This window comes from Pilosibacter sp. NGB245 (assembly GCF_057397225.1).
In genome coordinates this window covers 450,569-474,346 of the sequence record NZ_CM171584.1, presented here as the reverse complement: position 1 = coordinate 474,346, position 23,778 = coordinate 450,569, and the positions used below count along the sequence as shown (strand labels likewise).

19 protein-coding genes and 1 pseudogene are annotated in these 23,778 nt (G+C 48.6%); 2 read left to right on the top strand and 18 right to left on the bottom strand.

The genetic code is table 11. The features are described from left to right. Window positions 1-73: 73 nt before the first annotated feature. On the bottom strand, window positions 74-976 hold the full coding sequence (gene rfbA, locus ACXMYH_RS02015; RefSeq protein ID WP_021905619.1) for a glucose-1-phosphate thymidylyltransferase RfbA: 903 nt from the start codon (window positions 974-976) through the stop codon (window positions 74-76). 511 nt (window positions 977-1,487) lie between these two features. Between rfbA and ACXMYH_RS02010 the strand changes: the two genes are divergently transcribed. After that, window positions 1,488-2,825: an MATE family efflux transporter gene (locus ACXMYH_RS02010; protein WP_486555423.1), complete on the top strand. Its 1,338-nt coding sequence runs from the start codon at window positions 1,488-1,490 to the stop codon at window positions 2,823-2,825. 79 nt (window positions 2,826-2,904) lie between these two features. On the opposite strand, the gene prfA is transcribed toward ACXMYH_RS02010, so the two are convergent. From prfA to ACXMYH_RS01945, 13 genes and pseudogenes are all read right to left on the bottom strand, one after another. Next, complete coding sequence (gene prfA, locus ACXMYH_RS02005; protein ID WP_118530173.1) at window positions 2,905-3,978, bottom strand: peptide chain release factor 1; 1,074 nt, start codon at window positions 3,976-3,978, stop codon at window positions 2,905-2,907. Window positions 3,979-3,990: 12 nt separating this feature from the next. Continuing rightward, a complete protein-coding gene (locus tag ACXMYH_RS02000) occupies window positions 3,991-5,166 on the bottom strand; it encodes a N5-glutamine methyltransferase family protein (protein ID WP_486555422.1) in 1,176 nt (391 codons plus the stop codon). Beyond that, on the bottom strand, window positions 5,163-6,164 hold the full coding sequence (locus ACXMYH_RS01995) for a DUF1385 domain-containing protein (RefSeq protein ID WP_118530175.1): 1,002 nt from the start codon (window positions 6,162-6,164) through the stop codon (window positions 5,163-5,165). Before ACXMYH_RS01995 ends, ACXMYH_RS02000 begins: the two co-directional genes overlap by 4 nt. 135 nt (window positions 6,165-6,299) lie before the next feature. After that, the gene (rpmE, locus tag ACXMYH_RS01990) at window positions 6,300-6,509 is read right to left on the bottom strand and encodes a 50S ribosomal protein L31 (protein ID WP_015552500.1); all 210 of its coding nucleotides are present in this window, start codon (window positions 6,507-6,509) and stop codon (window positions 6,300-6,302) included. Between the two features lie 284 nt (window positions 6,510-6,793). Beyond that, window positions 6,794-7,306 carry a hypothetical protein gene (locus tag ACXMYH_RS01985; RefSeq protein ID WP_486555421.1) on the bottom strand — a complete coding sequence of 171 codons (513 nt, stop codon included), beginning with the start codon at window positions 7,304-7,306 and terminating at the stop codon, window positions 6,794-6,796. A 35-nt stretch (window positions 7,307-7,341) separates the two neighbouring features. Beyond that, window positions 7,342-8,457, bottom strand: coding sequence for an ABC transporter substrate-binding protein (locus ACXMYH_RS01980; RefSeq protein ID WP_486555420.1), 1,116 nt, complete (start codon window positions 8,455-8,457; stop codon window positions 7,342-7,344). Between the two features lie 54 nt (window positions 8,458-8,511). Next, window positions 8,512-9,459, bottom strand: coding sequence for an aldo/keto reductase (locus ACXMYH_RS01975; RefSeq protein WP_118600147.1), 948 nt, complete (start codon window positions 9,457-9,459; stop codon window positions 8,512-8,514). Further along, on the bottom strand, window positions 9,456-10,280 hold the full coding sequence (locus ACXMYH_RS01970; RefSeq protein WP_215702141.1) for an ABC transporter ATP-binding protein: 825 nt from the start codon (window positions 10,278-10,280) through the stop codon (window positions 9,456-9,458). The genes ACXMYH_RS01975 and ACXMYH_RS01970 overlap by 4 nt, the downstream gene beginning before the upstream one ends. After that, on the bottom strand, window positions 10,277-11,302 hold the full coding sequence (locus ACXMYH_RS01965) for a FecCD family ABC transporter permease (RefSeq protein ID WP_118600149.1): 1,026 nt from the start codon (window positions 11,300-11,302) through the stop codon (window positions 10,277-10,279). The genes ACXMYH_RS01970 and ACXMYH_RS01965 overlap by 4 nt, the downstream gene beginning before the upstream one ends. 217 nt (window positions 11,303-11,519) lie before the next feature. Beyond that, window positions 11,520-12,413 carry a LysR family transcriptional regulator gene (locus ACXMYH_RS01960; protein WP_405579163.1) on the bottom strand — a complete coding sequence of 298 codons (894 nt, stop codon included), beginning with the start codon at window positions 12,411-12,413 and terminating at the stop codon, window positions 11,520-11,522. Between the two features lie 288 nt (window positions 12,414-12,701). Continuing rightward, on the bottom strand, window positions 12,702-13,133 hold the full coding sequence (locus ACXMYH_RS01955; protein ID WP_215702143.1) for a C-GCAxxG-C-C family (seleno)protein: 432 nt from the start codon (window positions 13,131-13,133) through the stop codon (window positions 12,702-12,704). A 96-nt stretch (window positions 13,134-13,229) separates the two neighbouring features. Continuing rightward, window positions 13,230-13,505: pseudogene (locus ACXMYH_RS01950) on the bottom strand (hypothetical protein); the annotation flags it as partial. Between the two features lie 604 nt (window positions 13,506-14,109). Next, window positions 14,110-15,291 (bottom strand): acyltransferase family protein, encoded by a 1,182-nt coding sequence (locus ACXMYH_RS01945; RefSeq protein ID WP_215702144.1) that lies wholly within the window; start codon window positions 15,289-15,291, stop codon window positions 14,110-14,112. A 308-nt stretch (window positions 15,292-15,599) separates the two neighbouring features. On the opposite strand from ACXMYH_RS01945, the gene ACXMYH_RS01940 reads away from it, so the two are divergent. Beyond that, complete coding sequence (locus ACXMYH_RS01940; protein ID WP_483879997.1) at window positions 15,600-16,430, top strand: TMEM164 family acyltransferase; 831 nt, start codon at window positions 15,600-15,602, stop codon at window positions 16,428-16,430. Window positions 16,431-16,593: 163 nt separating this feature from the next. Here the strand turns inward: ACXMYH_RS01940 and ACXMYH_RS01935 are convergent, their stop codons facing one another. The 4 genes from ACXMYH_RS01935 to ACXMYH_RS01920 form a co-directional block, all read right to left on the bottom strand. Further along, on the bottom strand, window positions 16,594-18,450 hold the full coding sequence (locus tag ACXMYH_RS01935) for a subtype A tannase (protein WP_486555419.1): 1,857 nt from the start codon (window positions 18,448-18,450) through the stop codon (window positions 16,594-16,596). Window positions 18,451-19,048: 598 nt separating this feature from the next. Then, window positions 19,049-20,344, bottom strand: a complete 1,296-nt coding sequence (eno, locus tag ACXMYH_RS01930; protein WP_118530385.1) for a phosphopyruvate hydratase — start codon at window positions 20,342-20,344, stop codon at window positions 19,049-19,051. A 454-nt stretch (window positions 20,345-20,798) separates the two neighbouring features. Then, window positions 20,799-22,196 (bottom strand): magnesium transporter, encoded by a 1,398-nt coding sequence (gene mgtE / locus ACXMYH_RS01925; protein ID WP_215702147.1) that lies wholly within the window; start codon window positions 22,194-22,196, stop codon window positions 20,799-20,801. A 659-nt stretch (window positions 22,197-22,855) separates the two neighbouring features. Next, window positions 22,856-23,749: a DMT family transporter gene (locus ACXMYH_RS01920; RefSeq protein WP_486555418.1), complete on the bottom strand. Its 894-nt coding sequence runs from the start codon at window positions 23,747-23,749 to the stop codon at window positions 22,856-22,858. Window positions 23,750-23,778: the final 29 nt, after the last annotated feature.

The window sequence follows — 23,778 nt, the reverse complement described above, 5'->3', positions numbered from 1 at the left end:
ACTTCAGAAGCTTCCACTCACACTCTTCGTGTTTGGGCGTGAGTACGCGAAAATCCTGCTGTTTCTTTTCTCTTTACTTATCTGCGTGTCCCGGCAGTTTGTCGATATATTTTCCGTCGATGACATCCTTTAAGTACTGGCCGTACTGGTTCTTCTTATAGATCTCGTATGCGGCCATAACTTCTTCCTTGGAGATCCAGCCATTCGTGTAGGCAATCTCTTCCAGACACGCGATCTTTCTGTGCTGGTGGGTTTCGATGGTCTTAACAAAGTTTGTGGCCTCAACTAAGGACTCGTGGGTACCGGTGTCAAGCCATGTAAAGCCCTGTCCTAAAAGTGTTACGTCAAGCTCGCCGTTCTCAAGGTAGATCCGGTTGAGATCTGTGATCTCAAGCTCACCTCTTGCGGACGGTTTTAAGTTTTTCGCATATTCAACCACACGGTTGTCGTAGAAATAAAGACCGGTTACACAGTAATTGGACTTCGGCTTCTCCGGCTTCTCCTCGATGGAGATCGCTTTTCCGGTCTCATCGAACTCAACGATACCGAAACGCTCCGGATCATCAACATAGTAGCCGAATACGGTTGCGCCCTTCTCCTTCTCTGCTGCCGCACGGAGGCGTTTCTTTAAGCCCTGTCCGTGGAAGATGTTGTCGCCGAGGATCATCGCTACGGAATCACCGTCGATGAACTTTTCACCGATGATGAACGCCTGGGCAAGTCCATCCGGGCTCGGCTGTACGGCGTAGGATAAGTTCACGCCGAACTGCTTTCCGTCACCTAACAGTGCCTCGAATCTCGGGGTATCGTCCGGTGTGGAGATGATGAGGATATCTCTGATTCCTGCGTTCATCAGCACGGATAACGGATAATAGATCATTGGTTTATCATAAATTGGTAAAAGCTGTTTGGAAGTTACCTTAGTGAGCGGATACAGTCTTGTGCCGCTTCCGCCGGCAAGTATGATTCCTTTCATATGCTCTCCTTTTCTCATCTGTTTTTGGGCACACTACGCCCTATACTAGGGACATTATAGCATAAGTGACTTATATTTTAAAGGGACTTCCTCTTATAAATCTCTTAAAAAACAGGAAGATTTTTGTTAGTTTTTACAAAATGATGTGCTTTGGAGCCCGCCGAGAGTCCTCCATGCTCCCGCTAACATATTGTCAGTCCGCCCTGTGTCCACATTTTTCACCAGAAAACCGCCCACTTTTCCATGTTTTCGCTCTCCACCTTGTATTTTACACGCTGTACCCAAAATGCTGGACACTTTTCCTGATCATGCGATGTATTTTCTTCTTACATACATTGCTCCGTCTGCTGAACAGTCACAATATTTTCCCCATCTTCCGCTTAAAAATCAGAACTTTTCCTAATTGCATAACTTAAAAAAATATGTTAAAACGTGTATTATATTTTTTCTTTACATGGAAAGATCTCCATGTTCTGCAATTTCATTTATTTACAGGAGGATGTATCTACATATGAATAACCGTCTTTTCAACCGAAAAGACCTGGTGCGCCTGATCATCCCGCTGATCGTAGATCAGTTTCTTCAGGTTGCCGTGGGACTTTCCGACTCGATCATGGTGGCGCGTGTCGGGGAAGCTGCCGTCTCCGGAGTTTCCTTAGTCGACACGGTCATGCTGCTCATCATCAATATCTTCACGGCTCTCGCCACCGGCGGCGCCGTTATCGCCGGCCAGTATCTCGGCAGAAAAGATCCGAAGACCGGATGTGAGGCGACCGCCCAGCTCTTCAACTTTACGTTCCTGTTCTCGATCTTCATCATGATCCTTGGATACCTCGGGCAGAACGTGATCCTGTACCATGTTTTCGGAAAGATCGAACCGGAAGTCATGAAGGACAGCCGCACATATCTTCTGATCGTTCTCGCCTCGATCCCGATGATCGCCATGTACAACGCCGGAGCCGCGATCTTCCGCGCGATGGGAAACTCCAACATCGCGATGAAGACTTCGCTCCTCATGAACTCCATCAACGTGTTCGGAAACGCGCTCCTGATCTTCGGATTTCACTGCGGCGTTGAGGGTGTTGCGATCCCGACGGTCGTATCCCGCGGCGTGGCGTGCGTAGTAATTCTTGTCCTGTTAAATAACCAGGAACATGCGCTCCACATCCTGCACCCGTATCCGTTTAAGATCAAATGGGATGTGCTGAAAAAGATCCTCTACATTGGGATCCCGAACGGTCTGGAAAACAGTATGTTCCAGCTCGGAAAGATCGCCGTGCTGAGTCTTGTCTCCGGTCTCGGAACTGCATCACTCGCGGCAAACGCAGTCAGCAACAATATCGCAAACTTCGCGATCCTGCCGGGAATGTCCTTCGGATTCGCACTCCTCACGGTCTGCGCCCAGTGCGTCGGCGCCGGCGATTTTGAGCAGGTGAAGTACTATACCAAACATATGATGCGCGTCGAGTATCTGTGCCTGATCGCGTCCAACCTGATCGTGATCCTGTCCCTGCCGTTCATCCTTTCGATCTACAACCTCTCCGATGAGGCTGCAATGTACACAAATGACATCATCCTGTACCATGCCGCCTGCGTTGTGACGATCTGGCCGCTGTCCTTCACACTGCCGAACACACTGCGCGCCGCGGCCGATGTGAAAGTGACCATGGTCCTCTCCATCATCTCCATGTGGGTGTTCCGGTTCGGTTTCAGCTATCTGCTGACTATGGAGTTTCATATGGGAATCTTCGGTGTCTGGGTTGCGATGACGATCGACTGGCTCGTGCGCGGGATCTTCTTTGTCTGCCGGTATAAGAGCGGGCGGTGGCAGAAAATCATTTTCTCGTAAAAAAATAACAAGTAAAAAGACCTTTCGAAACAGATATTTTTTATAAAATGATCTGCTCTCGAAAGGTCTTTTTTATCTCTTAGTTCTCGCTCATCTTCGCAAGCTTCGCCGCCTGGTCAGCCGCGATCAGGCTGTCAATCAGCTCCTGGAGATCGCCGTCCATGATTGCGTCGATCTTATAGAGTGTCAGCTTGATCCGGTGGTCGGTCACACGTCCCTGCGGGAAGTTGTAGGTACGGATCTTCTCGGAACGGTCGCCGGTACCGATCTGGCTGCGGCGCTCCTCCGCCTCCTCATTCTGGCGTCTCTCAAGCTCCATATCGTATAACTTGGAACGCAGTAAGCGGAATGCTTTCTCCTTGTTCTGCAGCTGGGACTTCTCCGTCTGGCTGTAGATCACGATTCCGGTCGGGATATGGGTCAGACGAACCGCAGAGTCTGTGGTGTTGACACACTGTCCGCCGTTACCGGACGCACGCATGACATCGATACGGATATCTTTGTCATCGATCACAACATCGAACTCCTCTGCCTCCGGCATGATTGCAACCGTCGCAGTGGACGTATGGATTCTTCCTCCGGACTCGGTCTCCGGGACACGCTGTACACGGTGAACACCGCTCTCGTATTTTAACTTGGAGTACGCGCCATGACCGGTGATCATGAACTCGACTTCCTTCATGCCGCCGATCCCGCTCTCGCTGACGTTGATCATCTCTGTCTTCCAGTGCTGGCTCTCCGCGTAATGCACATACATGCGGTATAACTCGGAAGCGAATAACGCTGCCTCGTCTCCGCCTGCACCGGCACGGATCTCAACAATAACGTTTTTCTCATCGTTCGGGTCCTTCGGGAGAAGCAGGATCTTTAACTCCTGTTCCAGCTCCTCGATCCTCTTCTTCGCGTCGGCAAGCTCTTCCTTCGCAAGTTCCTTCATCTCCTCGTCGCTCTCCTCGTCGAGAAGTGCCAGGCTGTCCTCGACATCCTGTTTCGCCTGCTTGTACTGCTTGTACGCATCAACGATCGGTGCCAGATCAGCCTGTTCTTTCATCAGCTTGCGGAATCTTCTCTGGTCCTCCGCCACCGACGGGTTGTTTAACTCCAGCATCAGTTCCTCATAATGCCGCAGCATATCATCCAAACGGTCAAACATTGATATACCTCCTCATACACCTGCAGCCTGCCAGGTTCCGCACACGACGCGGTCCTTTCCCGGCAGATCCTTGATCACTTTTGTATCCTGAAAACCATGGGCATCCAACAGTTCCTTCACTGCGGCTCCCTGGTCATATCCGATCTCAAAATATACATGTCCGCCCGGCGTCAGATGCTTTCCGCACTCTTCTGCCAGGATCCTGTAAAAATAAAGTCCGTCCGCGGTTCCGTCCAATGCGCCCCGCGGCTCATGGTCCCGCACTTCCGGTTCCAGCTCCTCGATCACAGAGCTGGGAATGTAGGGCGGGTTGGAGACGATCACATCGAACTTCTCCGACGGCTGGAATGCGCGGAACATGTCCGTACGGCGGAAATTTACTGTCTCCGAAGAGTTGCTTATATCTAATGCTCCAGATAACTTGGAATTTGCAAAATTATCATATTTATTTTGACTGTCTGATAAATTTTGCCAATTTTGTTCTGGAGTGTCAGCACAGTTTTTGACGCTGACCAGCTCAGTATCTCTGTCCATCCCTAAGATATCTTCCGCATTTTTCTTTGCGACCTTCAGCGCTTTCTCCGAAATATCCGCACCTTCCACATGCCGGTATCCACCGAGTTTTTTCAAGCTGATCGCAATGCACCCGGAGCCGGTACACATGTCAAGAATGGAACAATTCCTGTCTTTCTGCTCGTTCAATACAAGCTCCACCAGTGTCTCCGTATCCTGTCTCGGGATCAGCACATGCTCATTCACGAAAAATGTGAGTCCCATGAACTCCTGCTGTCCGATGATCTGCTGGAGCGGGATGTGGGATGCGCGCTTCTTTAACGCCGCGTCGTAGGCGTCCAGCTTCTGCTTCAGAGGATCCGGGTTCTCTTCTGAGCTATTTCCACATTTCACACGATCAGCACTATGTTCCGGCACACTTTTCCCCTGCGCTGCACGATCCGTGATCCGGTCTCTCGCACACATAAAGTACTGTGCCCTGGAGATCCCGAAGATCTGCTCAAACAGGTACCAGGAGTCGAGATCTGCCTCTGCGATCCCGGCGTCCTTTAAAACCTGCTTTCCGTAATTCAGGACATCAGCCCAGATTTTTAATGAATCTCGGAACGTCGCCAGGCTCTCGTTTTCTGCGGTCTGCCCACAGCTGTCCGCCATGTTTTTTATGTGCTCACTCATGCCGTGATCTCCTGCGCATTCTCTCCGCTCCGGCCTTCCTTTTCGAAGTATCCGTCCGGATACTGCTCCGGGAAATTCTCTTCCAGATATTTCTTCCAGTCAAACACTGCCTCCACCGCAGCGATCGCCACCTCGATCATCGAATCGTCCGGCTCCTTCGTCGTAAGTCCCTGCATCCACATGCCCGGGCGGCTGACGATGTCCATGATCTTCGAGTTGCTCGTTCCCGCAAGGCGGAGAACCTCATAGGAAACGCCTGCGATCACCGGGATCAGAACGATACGGCTGACGATGCGCAGCCAGATCGTGTCCACGCGGATCACCATGAAAAACAGGATACTGATCACCATGACGATCAGAAGGAAGCTCGTTCCGCAGCGCTTGTGCTCCTTGGAGCTCTTTCTGACGTTTTCCACGTTGAGCACGAGTCCATGCTCCAGACAGTTGATGCATTTATGTTCTGACCCGTGGTACATGAACGTCCGCTTGATGTCATTCATCCGGGAGATCACTTTGATATATGTGATAAAGATCCCGATCCGGATACAACCCTCAAGGATTGCCATCACAGTCTCAGAGTGGATAAATTTCCGGAAAATCCCCGCGATCAGGAGCGGAAGCACCATAAAGATCGCAATCGCCATCAGGACGGAGAATACCATCACCGCCGACATGACGATGTTGTCCACTTTTTCGCCAAATGTATCGATTAAAAATTTCTCGAACTTTCCCGGTTCCTCATCTTCCTCGTCGTCCTCAAAAAAGCTGGCCGACCAAGTCAGCGATCTCATTCCCAGGATCATGGAGTCCGCGAAATTAAAGATTCCTCTCACAAACGGCAGGGAGAAAAACTTTACTTTTTCAGTCATACTCACATAGGTATCTTTTTTTACGACGATCTCACCATCCGGCTTTCTGACAGCCGTGGCATAATTGTCCTTATTCTTCATCATGATACCTTCTAATACTGCCTGTCCCCCGATACCGGAATATTTCAAGATTTTACCTCCATATATGTCTCATAGTGTCATACCAGAATCGCTCCGCACTGCGTGCTCCCGCGATTCCCTGTATGACAAAAAAGGCTGAGTTTTCAGAGTTATCCAAAAGCTCAACCTTTCACTAATCAAACCTTATTTGTCTGTTTTCATACCATACTTACGGTTGAACATCTCGATACGTCCGCGAGCGGAAGCAGCCTTCTGCTGACCAGTATAGAATGAATGGCATTTGGAACAGATTTCTACGTGAATGTCTTTCTTGGTAGAACCAGTTACAAATTCATTACCGCAGTTGCAAACGACCTTGGCCTGATAGTAATTTGGGTGGATTCCCTGTTTCATGATTTTCACCTCTTTATAATTTTTGGTACATGACTGACAGTCACGTTACGTTAATAAAAAATAATACAGCTTTACAGCCATATGTCCTGTTCCGCCAGAACAGCTTAATAATTATAGCATATACATACTGCTAATGCAAGTGGATTTTCCTTGATTTTTTGTGATTTTAGTGGATTATCCACAATTGTTCTCACGAGTCCTGCTTTTTCCCCATTATCTCCCCGTAAAACAGGTTAAGGCAGACCGCGGGCAGAGTTTTCCACCGGCAGCCAGCCTTTGCCTTCCTATAAAATCATTGCGTCATAAACCTCTTCCGGCTTTGCATCAAGAAGACGTTTTGCCATATCCCGCTTCATCTGTGCCAGGATCACCTCTTCTTCCTCGGTGCGGTTTGGTTTTCTTGCCATCTCAATAAAATCCTGACGTACAAAGCCCGGGCGAATGGTGACAACCACCGTCTTTCCTCTGTAGCTGAACCGGAAATAATATCTTCCATGGGGGCTTTCCAGAATGCCTGCTGCCTCCGGCAGATCTTTGTCCACATGGATCTGTCCGTCAGTAACGCAGCGGGTCACCATCTCGAAAGCATCCCGTCCTCCAGGACCCGGAAATGCGGTAACGAGCTCGATTTCCCTGCGCTCCAGAAGTTTTCCGTCATCAAGCAGCGGAAACGCTCTCTGCATGACCTGAAACGCGTGTGCTACACCGCCCGGATATCCTACTCCGTGATACTTTAACAGGTCCTCAAAGCTGAATTCAAGTTTCTGTCCCTTTTCAAGCACTGTAATCTTTTCCATTTTTATTGCTCCTTTTTCTTAAGATTCCTCATGTATTATTCCTGTCTGTTGTCCAGAATTTCAGAGACCTGTTCATCTGTCAACTCATACTGATAAACAAGCTCGAAGAATTCCTTCACTTCCTCTTTTATGTCCATATCAGCGAAAATATCCGGGTACTGGATCTTTGCAGCCCACTTGACCATGAGCGGTGTCTCCACACCTGCTGGATCCCAACGGTAAGCGCCGATCGGGATTTTATAGACCTGATGATTCTTCACTGCATTGATAACGGACCAGTCTCTTCCTTCCTGTTTATTCTCAAGAAGATCAGACGGCATCAGATCTGAATGGTTTCCAATATAGATAATATCCGGATTCCATAAAAGCATCTGCTCCATATCAACCTCTGCCATTTTTCCCGTCAGATCTTCCGCCGGATTTTTAGCTCCGCTCGGAATCATCCAGTGGTCATACTGTTTTACGGACACATTCATATCACTGTAAAGCTCTACGACTGTCGGTTTGTCCTCTTCTGACACATCGGCAAGGCATGAGGTGACCTCCTCGATTCCCTCGTCAATATACTGCACCAGCTGCTCTCCGCGCTCTTCTTTCTGGCAAACAGCTGCAATGATCTGAAGATTTTCTTTTACACTGTCCAGTTCCGCACTTCGAAGTGCCACAACTTTAAGTCCCGCGTTTTCCATCTTCTCGATTTCCTTGTCATTCGTCGAATAGATGAATACAACATCCGGGCGCAGTTTCAGGAGTTCCTCAACATTTACGGTGGAATCCTTTGTGCACCAGTCTGTCTCTGCATTTTCCAGCTGCGGGTACATATCCTTCAGCACGCTTTCATTGTACGCTGTGATGGAAGATGGGTTGCAGCCGACGATATTGTCCGTTGCGCCCTCGATCGCATAGTAGATGGACGGGAACGGCTTGCCGACTGTGGCAACACGCTCCGGAACCGCGTCAAATTCGATCTCCTTTCCGCGCACATCTGTGACTGTATAGCTTCCGCTCTCCGTCTCAGCTGCCGCTTCTGTCTGCGTCTCAGGAACTGTTGTCGCAGCCGCCTCCGTACTCTGGCTGGCATTGTTTCCGCTGCAGGCAGTCAGCACAAATGCAGCAGCTCCCGCTAAAACGAATCCCATCATTTTTCTCATGTCTTTATTCCTCCGTTAGTTTTCTAAATTTATAATGCTATATGAATACCTTATTTAAACACTTAAAGGATAAACCTCCATCAGATCTGCCGCCTCTTCCCGCAGGATATACGGTCTCTGGCGCAATCCTTTTCCAGTGTCGATCCGCTCTTTAAGAGAAGTACCTCTAATTCTCTCTTTCAGACATGTCTGCACTTTTTTCAGTTCCGCCTCACTGTAAGGCGCTTCTTCCAGAACAGATAATGCCTCATCGATCTGTTCCTTTGAATTAAAGGTTCCCAGAACGGAATGTACCCATGGGATCGACAGCACATAGCTGTAAGCCGCCTGCACGAGACTCTGATCTTCCCGGATCCGTATCGCGTCAAAAATATGGGAATATTTCAGAATATCTCCCGTTGCCAGCGGATTCATGGCTATGGTTCCCGCCCCGCTTTCCCATGTTGCTTTCAGTCCGTCCGCCCGGTACGCGCTGTTGACCACATTGAACCCCTGCACACTGTAGTCAAAGGGATACTCTTTTACGATCGGTTCGAGTTCCTGATTTTTCATATGCGCGGAGATCGCGATATGTTTTATCAGTCCCTCTTCTCTGGCCCTCTCCATCTCTTTGAGTGCTCCATATGCCTTCGCGCCGCTCCATTCTACGCCGCTTTTAACGCCCCAGAGGCAGGTAAACGCATCGATGCTGTCCACACCAAGCCGTTTCAGGGAATTTTCCAGATCCCGTCTAAATGTTTCATGATCTCCTGCATGTGTCTTTGACATGATGAAGAACGGGCGGCCTTCCTTTTTCATTTCTTTTACCGCCTCTCCCAGTATCAGTTCCGAATATCCTTCCCCGTAGGTGACGGATGTCTCAAAAAAATTGATTCCTTTTTTATAGGCATATAAGAAGTTTTGAACATGTTTGTCCATATCTGCCGGATCGTTCAGATGATGGGTCCCCATGGAAATTCTGGACACGGAAATTCCTGAACGTCCTAAAACTGTATACTTCATTTTTCTCTCCTCTCTTCCTCATCTTCCCGGTCATTGTCAGTGATCCGGTAAGGTGCGATCGTTCGGTAGGTTCTTCCTTCCGCTGAAAAATCCAGAATTCTGGCATGCGTCTGGAAAAATTCTTCCACATTGTTTTCGGTAATGATCTCCGCCGTGTCTCCAAACTTCTGCCGATAATTTTGTCCCAGCAGCAACGTCTTATCTGACAGCTGCAGCGCATGGGCCGGGAAATGTGTGTTGATGATGCAGGCCGTATTCTTTTCCTGATTGATATACGAGATCGCGTCCAAAACCCGCAGCTGGTTCTTCATGTCCAGATTTGACTCCGGCTCATCTAAGATCAGAAGTTTCGGTCCTGAGACCAATGCCCGCGCAAGCATTACCATCTGCAGCTCGCCGCCGGACAGTTCGTTGCAGTACCTCCCAGCAAGTTTTCCGACACCCAGTTCCTTTAGCATCTCATTAGCCCGGTCAAAATGATCTTTTTTCGGGGTATAGAAGAAACTGTTCTCTTTGTCGAGCCCCATGACGACCATTTCCAGAACTCCATAGGAGAATGCGCTCCGTTTTGCCTGCGGCACATAGCTGATCTGTTTCCAGAGTTCTTTATCGGAATATGCGTTTAAATTCTTCTCAAGGATCCGCGCCTCTCCCCTGTTCCATGGCAAAAAACCCATGATGCATTTTAGAAGAGTCGTTTTTCCCACACCGTTCGGACCTAAGATCGTCATGATCTTCTGCTTCTCCAGGCAGAATGAGACATTCCTCAAGATTTCCCTTTGTCCATAAGAAAAACTGCCATTGTTTACTTCCAGTATCATTCCCTGCCTCCTGACGTTTTTCTGAGGATCACGGCAAAAAATGGAGCGCCGACCATCGCTGTCAGAATGGATAGCGGAACCTCTCCCGCTGTTGCCGCCCTGGCTGCCGTATCGATCAACAGCAGGTAGATCGAACCCATAAGAGCACTTGCCGGAATCAGTGTCCGGTGGTCATTTCCGATCAGAAGTCGCGCAATATGGGGAATCACCAGCCCGATCCATCCGATAATGCCGCAGACGGACACGGTGACCGCAGTCATGATCGTCGCGATCAGGATCACGGCGAGACGAAGCTTTTTGACGTTGATTCCTAAAGATCTGGCTTCCTCCTGTTCCAGTGAAAGCAGGTTCATCTTCCAGCGAAGGATCATGGCCACTGCCAGACACGGAATCTCAATTGCTGCGCAGAGCAGGACATCCCTGTATGAGACATTTGCCAGACTTCCCATCAGCCACATGGTGATCGTCGGAAGCTTGTCCTCCGGATCCGCGATGTACTTGATAAAAGAAACTAGCGCATCAAACATGGACTTCACAATAACGCCCGATAGCACCAGCACGAACAGTTCGCTGCGCCTCTTGATGCGTGACAGGTTCAGAACGACCACCACTGCCAGAAGGCCGCAGCCGAGTGCGGTCACCTGTGTGGCAGCCATGCCGCACGATAACAGGATCGCCAATGCCGCGCCAAATCCAGCTCCCGAAGAAACTCCGAGAATATCCGGGCTTACGAGCGGATTTCCGAAAACGGCCTGATAAATCGCGCCGGAAACAGAAAGCCCGGCTCCCACCAGAATTCCCATAAGGATTCTCGGAAGACGGATACTCAGTATCACACTTGACTCGTATACATCCATTCCATCGGTCTTTCCGACGAACGATCTCCCTATAATTTCGAATGCCCGAAACGGACTGATCGGATAGCGTCCTACACAGATCAGTACCAGAAACAGGGCGATCAGAGCGATGATCATGATGAACATCGCCGGTCTTTTTTTATTTTCCAGAATTCCTCGATCCATTGTTGTCTCCTTACACATGGCTTATCTGTTAGTTGTGACTAATTAGATATGGCTAACTATACATCATTTTCTGAATTTTGTAAAATAAATTAAATTATTCATTTATAAATAAAAGCTATGATATATTAAAAATGAGCCTGGCACATTCTTCCGCCGAGCGCGGTCGCTTGCGACAATCTACATCTTTGCGCGAGTGCGCATCAAAAAAGACGGCCCGCTATCGGACCGCCCCGTAAAATTTCATGATTCCTTTTATAAACTGCTGCACTTCTTCCTGCTTCCAGCTATCTTTTGTCCAGGCAATGCAGATTGGAACAGACTTATCGCCTTCCAGCTGTTTTCCAACGATTCCATCATTCTGACAGATTGCCTCCGCCGGAAAGTACCCTGTCGCCATATTTGCGGCGATCATCTGAAGCGCCGTGCTCTGCTGATCGTATCTCCATAAGACCTGCGGCCCCTCCTCATAACCTGCCTGTAAGAACAGCTGCCGTAATGCCTCTGTCTTGTGATGATCGTGTTTTGTGGATACCATCTTTTCTTTCGCAATCATCGGTACTGTGATCCGCTCTTCGTGTGCCAGCGCATGGTTTTTCGAGACACAGTACAGCATTTCTGTAGTCTTAAGTTCCGCCCATTCCAAATCATTTTCCATTGGATCTCCACCGTGATTCAGGACCAGAACGGCATCCAGCTTCTTGTCCCGCAGTTTCTCGATCAGCTCTGATGTAGAATCCACGGTCACTTTTATCTCCACATTCTGATACTTTTCGGCCTCATTTGAAAAATACTCCATGTAGACGGCAGAACCCGCAGATTTTGTCAGTCCGATCCGCAGATTTCTCGTAAGTTTTACCATACTATGTACTTGGTCATCGAATTCCTTCGCGTGATCCAGCATCTGAGACGCATATTGGTAAAATCCTTCCCCCGCCTTCGTGAGTCGGATACTTTTTCCTTCCTTATCCACCAGGCGGACCGCATATTCCTTCTCCAGTTCACGGATCGCAGCCGTGACCGCGGGCTGCGTCACAAAAGATTTTTTCGCGGCCTGCGTAATGCTGTGGCATTCGCAGACCATGCAGTAGTATTTCAGTTGTTGTAATGTCATTTTTTCACCATGTATTGATCTATTAGGACTATAAATGTTTAAAATATATAAGTTAGTTCTTGCTAACCGTATATATTATACTACATGGTTTTTGATGTTGCAAGTCTCTGAACAATTCTCACAGTATATCAGTTCTATTCCGGTTACTGTACACGCCTTGCGCAAACAGTAACTGATTTTGCCGATGCTTCGCATTCCGAATCAGCAAAATCCACTACCACCACTGTATTGTACGGAATTTTCAGTTCAGAAAATTCCTACCCGTGTGCAGTAACCTATTCCGTCCGTTCACATTTCTTTAATTTTCCCAATCTTATTTTCTGCAATATACGTATTATAGAACTCTTCAAATACATCTGCTGCAAGACAGACGGTTTCCAGACAGCGCACATCGTCTTTCTTATAGATCTTTACCAGCTCTGAGCAGTCTGTGTTTCCAAGCTTCTTGCGGAATTCCTCTACAAGGTCCGCGCACGTATCCTTAAAACCATCGGTCGCATGGGCACGGGTATTTACCGTCAGCCGTCCCAGTGCTGCCATCGCACCGCATAATGCGCCGCAGGATGATCCGCATCCCATTCCGCCGCCAAACGCACTGACCAGCTTGAAATCGTCTTCCGTAAGACCGATCCCGTATTCCTCGTCAATACATCGTAAGATCGCCTCCGCACAATTATAATCCTGTTCCAGATAGTATTTTTTTACGTTATCTCTCAGCATATTCTCTTCCTCCGGTTCTTTTTTCTGACTGAGTCCCAATTCTCTCTTAAAGTACTTTAATGATGAAAAATGATATCGACGTTCAAATTCTCTTTCATGAAGCTTTTTTATTCCTTTTATATGTTCGACATAATCATCAACAAATTTTATCACAGAATCTACTATCTTTCCAATATTATATATAATTTCTTTGTATTCGTCCTGATCAACAACAACGATACCTTCATTTATAAATTCTTGATTGGTGACAATTACCAACTTTGTAAAATCCAGCCCTGAATGATGCTTTCCCGATCTTTCTGATGCCTGGAAATGATACGCATATTTATGACGTATTTCAGTCCGTAAACGGTACACATATAAAGTATCCATGTTGTTTAACAAGAAGCCATGAATATGGTCTATCCTCTTTGCTTAAAATTTCCTCATATATTTTAGGTGAATACCTCTGATAGAATTCTTTGCTTAATTTCTTTACTATAAATGAGCAAATACCGAAAAGTGCACAAAAATTATAACTTATTGTGCACGTAACATGGACATTGGTCCGCTTAGTATTCTTTATGTCTGCATGTGATAGACTTAATAGTGCAGTTTTTCAAATTTGCTCATTTATAGTTCTTTATATAAAATTTAGTTGATGTACTCATGGTAAGAATCCCCTAAGAAAAATAGACTGGTATAGAAAAGGGAGGATTTCTCCTCCCTCAAAGATTCTTCGCTCGGTCATTTTTTATTTTACCGACGAGTCAGAACCGTCACTCGTCTCATTGTTCGGTCACTTTTTATTTTACCGACGAGTCGGAACCGTCACTCGTCTCATCTGCGAAGGAAAGATTAACTCTTTCACTGATAGTATAATGGATTTCTTATCGAAATACTATTAGCATTTTTTACAAAAAAGAACACTTGAATTTTACATGCTGCTGTCCATGCGGTACGCCGACAGTAACGGATTTTCTGCATTTCTTATTCCCTATCCTTCCAACTTTCGCCCTCCCGACAGCACTCTCCACACTCCCGGCAGGAAGCGGACAAAGAATTTGGCGAGGATGTAAGAAACCATCACGGCGATCGCAGGAAGCAGGAAATAAACAATCAACGCGATTCCCGCAGCGGATACAGATCCGGCAAGCTGTCTTGCCGCAACAGCTATTCCTTTGTTTACGAATCGTACAACGATATAATGGATCGCATAAAGGAACATGCTTTGGCGCATCCATGGACGGATCTTCGGAAGACGCACTCCGCAGGCAAAGGCCCAGCACGTCATCGGCACAGCCATACGATAAAAGCAGGTCCAAAGGACGGCTGCTTCAGGTGCCATCGTCCTCCGGTAACAAAATACAGAGATCACGACTCCCGCCAGACCTTCTGCAAAACAGCGCCTTCTCACATAGTCCGGGATGACACTGGCTGTATTTCCATCTTTGTCCTCTGGAGCAGCTTTCTTTTCTTTCGTTCCATGATCTTCCTCCCACCCGGCTGCTTCTTCCTCCATACTTCTCTCCACCAGCCCGCGCCGATGGACTGCAAAGTATGCAGCAACCGAATAGTAAAGCAGGGCGTCCGTATTCGGATGGCGCATATCCAGATGGAGATGAACTGCAAATACAAGTCCCACGATCCAGAAAAGACCGATCGCCCGATTCTTAACAAGTGCGTAGATCAGCGGTGACACGATGATCAGGAAGATCAGCTGATAAAGATACCAGAAAATCGGCGCGTATGCATACTGTGAGACCGCCCGCCAGATCTCCTGCACGGAAAATGGAATGATGTCACGTCCGACCACGGATCGTATGGCGAGAAACCGGGATGCTGCCATATAGCCCAGATAGTAGATGATATTCCAGACTACATAAGGGATCAGGACGCTGAATACCCGGCTCTTCCATTTTCCGGTCAGCTTCTCCCAGGAAAAATTCCGGAAAAACAGGTAGGAGGACAGCAGGAAAAAGCCAGGAACGGCGATTTGTCCCAGTCCCACCGACACGAAATTTTCGATCCGGTCCGCAAGACTCCATATCCCATCCCGCGCCCCACCGGAAAACAGATCCACATTATAAGAGTGGACCCATATCACAAATATGCTGAATAGAAACATCAGCCATGATATCTGGTCATGAAATCGTTTTTCTCCACTTCCTGTCACCATACGCACTCCCCGCAGTTTTCTTTTATCTTATCATATAAAATATGACATTTCCAGACAGACTATCAAAGAATCCAAAATCAAGTTGAACGTCCGTGAGGTTTGACAGATCTCTCATTTCGCATTAATATTTGTGATGTCAGGGGCAAAAGGTCCGAAGCCCGACACAAGCCTGCTTGCAGGAGGATTTTAACCCTGATCCCCGCCCAAACATGTGCAAGCAGCCATTTTTCAAGCTTCAACACACCGTATCGGTGTGGGAAGTCTTAGTAAATAAATAGCGCACCTAACTCATCACTGAAGTAACGAGAATGCGGTGCGCGTTTTTCAAAACTATCCTTTTGAAAGAAGGTCCTTATATGTACATTTTTCTCCAGTCCATCCTGCGCATGACCGCATGGCCGATGACACCCCCGGTGCCTTATTCTGCCTTTCACATTCTGCTGACCGTCTTTGGGGCAGGATTTGCGGTCTTTTTTGCGCGGTTGTTCGGCAAAAAAATACGGTCCATGGCATCGCCTGAACCGTATTTCCGCCATATTTTCTTTTCCTGTGGAGTACTTCTCGCACTCATGGAACTCTATAAGCAGGCATTTTTATATGTCATCGAATTTCATGGGCATTTCGACTGGTGGTATTTTCCATTCCAGCTATGCAGCATTCCCATGTACATCTGTCTTGCTGCACCGCTCCTTCACTCCGAAAAAACACTTCGCCGCGCCGCTACCTTCCTTCAGGATTTCGGGCTGCTGGGTGGAATCATGGCTCTGGCTGTGCCGCCAGGACTCATGCATCCGTACTGGACGATGACGCTCCATGGCTTCCTGTGGCATTTTATTCTGCTCTTCCTTGGACTTTTATCCTGTATGTCAGGCATCGCCAGACATGAACGGCGGGATTATATGAATATTCTTCCGTTCTTTTTCCTATGCTGTGTAATCGCCTGCGTGATCAACATCGCCGTAGGTCCCACCGCTGACGCTGACATGTTCTACATATCCCCATTTCATCCGTCCTCGCAGCCGGTTTTCCACGAGATCGCGTGTACGGCTGGTATCTTCTGGGGAAATCTGCTGTATGTCGTATCCATGATTGCTGGTGGATTTCTAATGCACAAAATTTCATCGCGCTTTTATAACTAACACCCCCTCCTCTGGCTTAGGCTCTGATTTGTTAATCACATGCAGAACCTTCCACTGGCAGCGTCTACCTGATGCATGTCTGCGAAAATAAAAGACCGATATCTCATTCCATCATAATGGTTTGACATATCAGTCTTTTTGATCATATCCTAATCTAAGACTTTTATTTCAAGCACTTATTAACCCACTCAATAAAGTTCGTCACAGAGTCCCCGGCACTCTCTGCCATCGTATGGCCTTCCCCCCAGATCGTCGCAAAATCCACATCTGCGCCATAATTTTTCAGCGCCAGCGCCAGATTTACTTCTGTCGTGAGAGAGGTATCGCTCTGGGCGATTCCGGTGCGGATACGCCAGTAATCGGCAACCGCAGATTTCTGATAACCATCATAATAGCCTGAGAGGTAATAAAGCGGATTGTACATGTTTCCCCTCTCAGTCACCGTCTTTCCCTCAGAATCTGTCTTCTCCATTGCTTCCGTGAATGCCGCGCCGTAGGTCTCGTCATTCTTTAAAAGGTCTGCCAGCGTAGCGTCAAAGTGGGACGTCGTTCCATCGCCGTATCCAAATAAGGTATTCTCCGCTTGGCTCTCATCCAGGGCATCAAATGCGCCGATTCCCTTAGAGGCACGTTTGCATGCGTTTGTAAAATCTGCGATGCTGGTAATCGTTGCCGTGTTGGCCACACTGTCATAGTTGATCCATATTCCATCCGCATTCAAAGCATCGATGTAATCCTGTGCTGTCTCATAGGTGCCAGAAAGTGTCACGCCTCCGGTAGAGAGATTCCGGTCAACACCGTCCATGGCGTAAAAGTCAGGAGTTCCCTGGCCAGCATTTCCGTTTGGTCTGCCGCTCTGTTTTCCGTCTGCCGGAGCATCGCCTTTCTGCATGTCATCAGGCATTCCGTTTCCGTCCTGCAACGCTCCATCCGGCTTCTGTCCGCCCTGACCTCTGCCGCCGCCCTGGCGTCCTTTTTTCGTCTCCACCGTATACGGGAACGTGGTATCTTCCAGAAAATTATTCAGTGATGTCTCCACCACACCTTTCAGATACTCATAATATGTGCCAGACTGATAGATTCCCTCCTCAGACTCCGTCAATGTCAGCACATTTCCCGAAGAATCCTTGAGTCCCAGATCATTGATATACTGCGCAAATGCCTCTGCCATTCCGTTCGACAGTGTCTGTTCCTTCTCCGTGAGGTCTGTTCTCGTATTTCCAAGGTTCCACTCATACGCCTCATCCGCGTAGTCAAGTTCCGTGATCGGGCACCAGCACATGGAACCTGTCACTGCATCACTGACGCCGGAAACTGCCCCGATTACGGTCAGATACGACTCATAATCTTCGCTGTCGCCGGTTGCACCCAAAAGTGCACTCTGTGCTCCGCCGCCGCTCATTCCGAAGGAGAATACCCGGTCCACATCGCCCGGGATCACGCCGTCATTGTAGCGAATGTACCGGATCGCCGCTTTCAGATCTGTCACACCCGCCGGAGCTCCTGCATCGCGTCCGCGGCATCCTGCTGCCACATAGATAAATCCGGCATCCGTGTAGGACGCGGAATCTGCCACATAGTCTGTCGGAGCTGCCATCGCGGAATATCCCGGCGTGTTGACCGGGATCACGATCGGTGCGGAATCCGCTGTGTATCCTTTGACTGCCGCCTGGTTATTGATCGTACATGTAAAGGTTCCGTCCCCATTATCTTTCGCATTCATATATGCCGCCGGGACAAAAATTCCCAGCGTTTCATATTTCTCATCCGCCGGATCTGCACAGTAAGAAATCCCTGTCTGCCAGTACACCTTATCGTCAGAATTATATTTCCACTTCGTAGAGTCGATCTGCGGCAGTGATGTCACCGCCGTCTCCCCGGCCCGCTCAGTCGCTGCCTGACTCGTCTCCGTTTCCGTCTGCGCCGCGCTGCTTCCGTTTCCTGCAGCATTATTGCTGCATCCGGACAATACCAGCGCCGCCGCTAAGAATAACCCGATCCTTCTTCCAACTCTCACCATGATCTTTTCTCCTTTTCCCACATCATTATGTTCCATGTTTCTGAAACCGGATCATGACGTACTTCACACTCTCACATCCGCGCGTTTCTCTGCTCAATTTCAAACAGGCGTCTCTGACGCCCAATATGCTCAATATATTCACAGGACAATGATCTCATTCCCTGATTCTGTTATTTTTATAGCTTAAAAGCAGTTTGTGAAAATCCTGTGAAAATATTGTGTTAAATTTTCTAATAATCGTGTCTTTTTTGTATCAAAGTTAAAAAAAATGTGCCGCGTCACATTCTCGCACCGAGCGCGGTCGCTTGCGACGATCTTCATCTTCGCGCGAGTGCGCATCTTAGGCACGCAGTGCTTTTTATTTCATAGTAAGTTCCATCTGGATTTCCTATAAAACAAGTAAAAACACGCTTCGCGAGTTTCCCCTTGTTATCGCGACAGTCGCCAAGATCTCGCGCAACCGCGGACTTTGGCTCGTTGTTCGCGTAATAAAAGAACTCCCCGGCAGCCTCATCAGCCACCGGGGAGCTCCCTGTGCAATCTATGAAATGAAATTTCGGGCAGATCGCCCGGATCAGACATATCTTCCGCTATTTCCTTACTCTACATGAAACGCGTCCATTCCCGGATAAACAGCGCTCTCACCGAGTTCTTCCTCGATCCGCAGAAGCTGGTTATATTTCGCGACACGCTCAGATCTTGACGGAGCACCAGTCTTGATCTGGCAGGTGTTGAGAGCAACGGCCAGATCGGCGATCGTTGTATCCTCGGTCTCACCGGAGCGGTGGGACGCGATCGCGGTGTATCCGGCACGGTGTGCCATCTTGATCGCTTCTAGGGTCTCGGATACCGAGCCGATCTGGTTCAGTTTGATCAGGATGGAATTTCCGCAGCCGAGCTTGATCCCTTTGGAAAGTCGCTCCGTGTTCGTCACAAAGAGGTCATCGCCGACCAGCTGCACTTTATCTCCAAGTTCTGCAGTCAGCTTCTTCCATCCTTCCCAGTCTTCCTCATCCAGCGCATCTTCAATAGAAACGATCGGATACTTCTCCACAAGCTTCTTCCAGTGCTCGATGAGCTGCTCGGATGTGTAAACAGTTCCCGCCTTCGGGAGCTTGTACTCACCGACTTTTCCGGTCTTCCACTCGGAAGAAGCAGCGTCCATCGCGATCCGAAAGTCACTGCCCGGCTCATATCCGGCTTTCTTTACCGCCTCAAGAATCGTCTCGATCGCTTCCTCGTCGGACTTTAACGCCGGAGCAAAGCCGCCTTCATCGCCGACCGATGTCGCAAGTCCGCGCTCTTTTAAGATCGCAGCCAGCGCATGGAAAACCTCCGCACACCATCTCAGCGCCTCCTTAAAGGACGAAGCGCCGACCGGCATGACCATGAATTCCTGAACATCAAGTCCGGAAGAAAGTGCATGGCAGCCACCGTTCACGATGTTCATCATCGGGACTGGAAGACGATTTCCGTTGATCCCGCCGAGGAATCTGTACAGCGGGATATCTAAGGAGATCGATGCCGCACGTGCGCATGCGATCGATACTGCAAGGATCGCGTTTGCTCCGAGCTTTGACTTGTCTTTTGTTCCGTCCGCCTTGATCATGGCCCGGTCAACCGCGTAAATATCGGACGCGTCCATTCCTGTCAGTGTCTCATTGATGATCGTATTGATATTTTCAACCGCCTTTGTCACGCCTTTTCCGCCGTAACGTGCCTTATCGCCGTCTCTTAATTCCAACGCCTCAAACTCACCGGTGGATGCCCCGCTCGGCGCTGTTCCTCTCCCGATCGTTCCGTCCGCCAGATATACTTCCGCTTCCACCGTAGGATTTCCGCGGGAATCTAAAATTTCTCTTCCAATGACTTTCTCGATTTCCAGATAATTCATCATCATAAACTCCTTTCGGGTATTCATGAAGGCCGCTCTCCTGTCAAGTCAGGCGGGCACGCACCGACATGATCTTGTCTGCAGCTTCTGCTCACGGCAGGAGCCTGCGAATTTTGCATGAAGCATTTAATACTGCATCGCGCACAGGTTAGTACATACTAACCGTTATAATTTTATCATACTCAATTTTTCATTTCAAGGGAGCGCATCTAAAAAAGGAGAGATTGAGAAAAATTGTCATAAGTACAGAAAATCCATGCTGAAATCCTACATCAACAACTTTCTCCACGCCTGTTTTCTCTTGATGTGCCGTCCTAAAAATCTGACTGTAAACTCTTTCCGGCATATAAAAAAGACTACCCTACATTCCTAGGATAGCCCTTTTTCCCGTCAATATTCATATTTTATAACAATCCGGCATTCTACCTGCCGACAGTTTCTCCTGACATTTTCATCAGCCCGACACATGCAGCAGATCGATCAGGAACAGCATCGCAAGACCATAATAAACAATGATCGCAACAAGGTCATTCACCGTCGTGATCAACGGACCGGAAGCGACCGCCGGATCAATATTGATCTTTTTAAATAACATCGGGATCAATGTTCCCACCATACTGGAGATCACCATCGCTGTCACAAGTGAAATACCAACACAGCCGGAAACCATCATCGCGTGATGAATCGGATATCCCTTGATCACGCAGATGTAAAGCCCCAGGAAGATCCATGCCATAAATCCAAGGAACAGACCGTTCGCAAAACCAATCTTCATCTCCTTCACAACCAGCATCAGCTTCTGCTTTGTTGTGAGCTGCTCATCCATCAGGACACGGATCGTAACAGCCAGGGACTGGGTTCCAACGTTTCCTGCCATGTCGAGGATCAGGGACTGGAAGCACATGACGATCGGGATCACGGCTACGACAGACTCAAATGCGCCGACAACCGAGGAGACGATCATTCCGAGGAATAACAGCACGATCAGCCACGGGAGTCTCTTTTTGATACTCTGCGGCAGCGTCTCATTTAAGTCTTCCTCCGCGGTCAAGCCGGCTAACTTCGCGTAATCATCGCCCATCTCATCATCGACTGCCTCAACGATGTCCTGGGAGGTGATGATGCCGGCAATGGTTCCGTTTTCCTGCAGCACCGGAATGGAATCCTCGGCATAATCCCTGATCTTATCGATACAGTCGCTGACCTTTTCATGGTCCATGACATACGGGTAAGAGTGACTGATAATGTCCTCAAGATCCGTATACTCTCTCGCAATGATCAGATCTTTCAGATCGATCGCGCCGTAAAACTTATCTTCCTCATCGATCACATAGATCGTCGAGATATTGTCGTTCTCTCCCGCCTGCTCGACCAGTTCGCGCATCGCCTGGCGGATCGTCAGATGGTTGTGGATCATGATGAAGTTGGTCGTCATGCGGCTACCGATCTCGTCATCATCGTATGAGAACAGGAGTCTGACGTCATCGCTGGCTTCCTTATCCAACATGCCGACGATCTTGTGTTTCGTCGTCGCATCCATCTCTTCGAGGACATCGACCGCATCATCGGAGTCCATCTCGGAGACGATCTTTGCGGCACTCTCGATCGGGAGTTCTTTTAAATACGGCTCCGCATCATCCAAATATGCGAAGATCTCTGCGACACGCTCCACACCGATCAGCGGGTATAATTCCCGTCTCTCATCCGGCGTCAGCTTTGTGAGCGCATCTGCGATATCGTTATCATGATAATCGGATAACCGGTCGATCAGTTCCTCTTTCGGAAGTCCGCTGCGGATGATATCGACCAGTTCTTCCACGTAGTGTTGTTCTTTTAAAACTTCTGTTTCCATGTCTGCCTCCTTTTCTTTTAAGACCGTTTCATAAAGATCCGGTCTTTTTTTTACCGGAGTGAGCTGTTTTTTCGTGAATCATCGGATTGCTTCCGTTCACGAAACATCTCTTTTTTACTTTCTCCGGTTACATGCCGCTATAATTCCGGCAACAAAAGAACACCGCCCGGGGGATATCCCCGGCGGGGTTCAACCGTCATCGCTGTGATGGACAGGCTGTTCCCATGCGGTGTTTCAAAAGACATAACAATATGGAATCCAGCTTTCGGGATCTGTAACCATTCAGCAGGTCTGCGTATCCACTGCGCGGATCTGCTGAACAGTTACCGGAAAACGGATCATACGGAATTTTCAGTTCAGAAAATTCCTACCCGTGAAAAGCAAACCGATAGCCGCATTCTGCGTCTGTCTGTATGTTACACCGCATTTCGTACTTCGCCCTGTACTATCGCAACTATCCATGCAATTCACCTCCGTTAAATTTCATAAAAACTGCTGTGTGCGGATACCATTTCCGCCCACAGCAGTATAACATTTTTCTATGGGAATTGTAAAGTAAAAATATGGCAAAAATCATGTAAAGGACCTCCCTGCCGGAAAGCACATTTCCATTCCCCAGCGGAGAGCTTCCGGGCAGGAGTACATTGATTCTACATATCCTATCTCATCAACACCACCGTCGCCAGAATACACGCAAACCCAACCAGATCCGCCGCCGTAAAACTGGCATGCAGCCAGACGACCGACAACGTTGCCGCTGTCAGCGGCTCCAGACACGCAAAGAGCGCCGCCTTCACCGGTCCCACCAGGGCAATTCCCTGTAAAAATAAAGTAAACGCCCCGACCGTACCGACCAAAACAATGACCGCAAGATAGAGGACCGCACGCCCATCAAGTCCAGCCGGAACCTTCCATACCTGGGCAATTCCACAGAGCACGACTCCCCCGATCAACATCCCAAGTCCGGTCACCGGAATACTTCCAAAACGTCCCACCGGAGCTCTGGAAAGCAGCGAGTAACTCGCCGCGCCGATGCCCGCCATCAGTCCCCAGAAGAGTCCTCTCGGTGTCAGCTCCATATTTCTTGGTTTTCCTCCTGTCGCAAGGAGCCAGACACCGATGAGTGCAAGCAGAATACAGAATACCGTCTCCTTATCCGGTTTCGTTCTTGTCGTCAGGCAGACATAAACTGCGATAAATACGATGGAGAGATTCTGGATCACCGTCGCCGTTCCGGAGTTTGTCCATTTGATGGCACTGAGGTACGCGTACTGACAGAGTGCAAGTCCCGCCAGAGCGAACAGAACGATCTCCATGATCCCCTTTTTATCTTTTCCAAGCGCTTTAAAATCCAGACTGTGCTTCGCAAGCGCAAAGAGTAACAGTAACGTTCCCGCCACAGTCATCCGCACAGCCGTCACCCAGGACGTATCGATCGGATACTGGGAAAACAACGCCTCCCCACATGTCCCCGAAAGTCCCCAGCCGACTCCACCGGCAATACAGCAGAAAATTCCCAGCTTCTGCCTGTTCTTTTCCTTTGTTTCTGTCATAAGTTCCTCCCAATTTTTTAGTTGTAATA

Bases quoted from the DNA above. Each gene is read 5' to 3' on its own strand.
- rfbA (WP_021905619.1), bottom strand. From the start codon at position 976: ATGAAAGGAATCATACTTGCCGGCGGAAGCGGCACAAGACTGTATCCG.
- ACXMYH_RS02010 (WP_486555423.1), top strand. From the start codon at position 1,488: ATGAATAACCGTCTTTTCAACCGAAAAGACCTGGTGCGCCTGATCATC.
- prfA (WP_118530173.1), bottom strand. From the start codon at position 3,978: ATGTTTGACCGTTTGGATGATATGCTGCGGCATTATGAGGAACTGATG.
- ACXMYH_RS02000 (WP_486555422.1), bottom strand. From the start codon at position 5,166: ATGAGTGAGCACATAAAAAACATGGCGGACAGCTGTGGGCAGACCGCA.
- rpmE (WP_015552500.1), bottom strand. From the start codon at position 6,509: ATGAAACAGGGAATCCACCCAAATTACTATCAGGCCAAGGTCGTTTGC.
- ACXMYH_RS01985 (WP_486555421.1), bottom strand. From the start codon at position 7,306: ATGGAAAAGATTACAGTGCTTGAAAAGGGACAGAAACTTGAATTCAGC.
- ACXMYH_RS01980 (WP_486555420.1), bottom strand. From the start codon at position 8,457: ATGAGAAAAATGATGGGATTCGTTTTAGCGGGAGCTGCTGCATTTGTG.
- ACXMYH_RS01975 (WP_118600147.1), bottom strand. From the start codon at position 9,459: ATGAAGTATACAGTTTTAGGACGTTCAGGAATTTCCGTGTCCAGAATT.
- ACXMYH_RS01970 (WP_215702141.1), bottom strand. From the start codon at position 10,280: ATGATACTGGAAGTAAACAATGGCAGTTTTTCTTATGGACAAAGGGAA.
- ACXMYH_RS01965 (WP_118600149.1), bottom strand. From the start codon at position 11,302: ATGGATCGAGGAATTCTGGAAAATAAAAAAAGACCGGCGATGTTCATC.
- ACXMYH_RS01960 (WP_405579163.1), bottom strand. From the start codon at position 12,413: ATGACATTACAACAACTGAAATACTACTGCATGGTCTGCGAATGCCAC.
- ACXMYH_RS01955 (WP_215702143.1), bottom strand. From the start codon at position 13,133: ATGCTGAGAGATAACGTAAAAAAATACTATCTGGAACAGGATTATAAT.
- ACXMYH_RS01945 (WP_215702144.1), bottom strand. From the start codon at position 15,291: ATGGTGACAGGAAGTGGAGAAAAACGATTTCATGACCAGATATCATGG.
- ACXMYH_RS01940 (WP_483879997.1), top strand. From the start codon at position 15,600: ATGCGGTGCGCGTTTTTCAAAACTATCCTTTTGAAAGAAGGTCCTTAT.
- ACXMYH_RS01935 (WP_486555419.1), bottom strand. From the start codon at position 18,450: ATGGTGAGAGTTGGAAGAAGGATCGGGTTATTCTTAGCGGCGGCGCTG.
- eno (WP_118530385.1), bottom strand. From the start codon at position 20,344: ATGAATTATCTGGAAATCGAGAAAGTCATTGGAAGAGAAATTTTAGAT.
- mgtE (WP_215702147.1), bottom strand. From the start codon at position 22,196: ATGGAAACAGAAGTTTTAAAAGAACAACACTACGTGGAAGAACTGGTC.
- ACXMYH_RS01920 (WP_486555418.1), bottom strand. From the start codon at position 23,749: ATGACAGAAACAAAGGAAAAGAACAGGCAGAAGCTGGGAATTTTCTGC.